Source organism: Streptomyces sp. ADMS (assembly GCF_033441795.1).
Lineage (GTDB): Bacteria > Actinomycetota > Actinomycetes > Streptomycetales > Streptomycetaceae > Streptomyces.
Window position 1 is genome coordinate 1 of sequence record NZ_JAVFVX010000274.1, and the last position, 2,345, is coordinate 2,345.

Here is a 2,345-nt window from a genome sequence, read left to right on the forward strand (position 1 = left end):
CTCGCTGGGCTCATAACCCAGAGGTCGCAGGTTCAAATCCTGTCCCCGCTACTGATCGCGAAGGCCCGGATCCTCCAAGGATCCGGGCCTTCGTGGTGTGCGAACGCGTGTGCCGACCTGGTTAAGGCCGCGCCTTCCCGGGGCAGTTGAGGGGAACTGTGTTTGACTTGTCTCTCTGTGGGCATGTCGACAAAACGCTGAAGTGACTTCACTGGCTGCGGTATACCAGGTGTACCCAGGTTGCAGGTGGTGCGACGATGGACGTTATGGGGGACAAGGCAACTCTGTTGGGGACAGGGCGATTTGTGCAGCCTTCCGACCGGGACGAAACCGGCGAGGCGGTAGAAGAGGCGCGCCACAGGATCGCCGCCGAGGCCGGCGACGTCGAGGCGATGAGTGTCCTCGGAGCCATGCTGCTGCGTCGCGGTGATCTCGACGGAGCCGAGCCTCAGTTGCGTGCCGCTACCGCCGCCGGGGACCGTGCCGCCGCCAACAACCTCGGTGTCCTCCTCCACCAGCGTGGGTACGCCGACGACGCCGCCGGATGGTGGCGGATCGCCGCAGTCGCCGGCTCCGCCCCCGCCGCGCACGCGCTCGGACGGCACCACCGTGAGCGCGGCGACGAGCCGGCCGCCGAGTACTGGCTGCGCCAGTCCGCCGAACAGGGGCATGTGCTGGGCGCGTACGCCCTCGCCGATCTGCTGGAGCACCGCGGGGACGCGGCCACGGAGAAGTGGATGCGGGTCGCCGCCGAGCGGGGGCACCGGGAGGCCGCTTATCGGCTGGCCCGTGCGCTGGACCGCAAGGCTGCGGATGGTGTGGGTGGTGGTGGTGCTGGTGCTGACGGTGCGAGCGGTGGCGCGGGTGAAGGTGCCGGGGAGGCCGAGCAGTGGTACCGGCAGGCTGCCGCCCGGGGGCATCAGCGGGCCGCGCTGCATCTCGGGACCATTCTGGAGAAGCGCGGTGAGCTCAAGGAGGCCGGGCGCTGGTATCTGACGTCCGCCAAGGACGGCGAGGCCCGTGCAGCATGCGCGCTCGGGTTCCTGCTGAGGGACGCGGGGGACCCCGAGAGTGCCGCTGTGTGGTGGCTGCGGGCTGCCCAGGACGGGGACGGCAATGCCGCCAACGCGCTGGGCGCGCTGCATGCCGAGCGCGGTGAGACCCAGACCGCCGAGCGCTGGTACCGCGCCGCCATGGACGCCGGGGACGTGAACGGCGCCTACAACCTCGGTCTGCTGTGCGCCGAGCAGTCGCGTACCGCGCAGGCCGAGCAGTGGTACCGGCGGGCCGCGTACGCCGGGCACCGCGAGGCCGCCAACGCGCTCGCCATTCTGCTGTTGCAGGTTGGGGACGCGGAGGGGGCCGGACCGTGGTTCTCCAAGGCGGCCGAGGCGGGAAGCGTGGACGCCGCCTTCAACCTGGGGATTCTCTACGCCGGGCGGGGTGAGGACGTGGCCGCGCTGCGGTGGTACGAGCGCGCCGCCGGCGCCGGCCACACCGAGGCGGCGCTCCAGGTCGGGATCGTCCGGCTGCGGGACGGGGACGACCGGGAGGCCGAGCGGTATCTGCGGTGCGCGGCGGGCGGGGGCAGCCCCGAGGCCGCGTATCGGCTGGCCTCGGTGCTCGACGCTCGGCGTCCGCCCACGCCCGCGCACGAACTGGGCGAGATCGCGCACGAGAAGACCGAGTGCGAGGAGTGGTACGAGCGCGCGGCTTCCCAGGGGCACCGGCGGGCGCAGGTGCGGGTGGGGATGCTGGCGTCGGCTCGCGGGGACGTGGTGGAGGCGGCTCGGTGGTACCGGGCTGCGGCTGAGGCCGGTTCCCGTAACGGGGCGTTCAACCTGGGGCTGTTGCTGGCTCGCGAGGGGAGTGAGCCCGAGGCCGCCGTGTGGTGGGCTCGGGCGGCTGAGGCGGGGCATGGGCGGGCTGCGTTGCGGCTGGCGCTGGTGTACGCGCGGCGGGGGGAGCTGGCGGAAGGGCAGCGGTGGGCCGATCTGGCGGTTTCGCTGGGGCCGGGGGAGGTCGCGGAGCGGGCGGCTCGTTTGCGAGATGCGTTGCGGGAGGAGCTTTCCGCTTGAGGGCGCGGTGGGTGGGGGTGGGTGTTGGCTTTCTCGCCGCCGCCGCCCCTACCCGTCCCGGTCTGGGGACCGCCTCCCCAGACCCCTGCTACGGCCCTGAACGGGCCTTGTCCGCAAACTTCCCCAGAGGGGGGACCCCCAGACGGGCTGGCGGTGCGGGCAGGCGCTCAATCGATTTGCCTTGGTGGGCGGGGCTGACGTAACGTTGCGTTTACCGACGCGGGGTGGAGCAGCTCGGTAGCTCGCTGGGCTCATAACCCAGAGGTC

Annotated in this window: 1 protein-coding gene; it reads left to right on the plus strand. The window is 71.9% G+C overall.

Annotation, left to right across the window (positions count from 1 at the left end):
• Positions 1–257 precede the first annotated feature (257 nt).
• Complete coding sequence (locus RB628_RS40280; protein WP_318325608.1) at positions 258–2,078, plus strand: tetratricopeptide repeat protein; 1,821 nt, start codon at positions 258–260, stop codon at positions 2,076–2,078.
• The last annotated feature ends 267 nt before the right edge of the window (positions 2,079–2,345 follow it).

Excerpts from the sequence above, each read along its gene's own strand:
- RB628_RS40280 (WP_318325608.1), top strand. The coding sequence starts at position 258 with ATGGACGTTATGGGGGACAAGGCAACTCTGTTGGGGACAGGGCGATTT.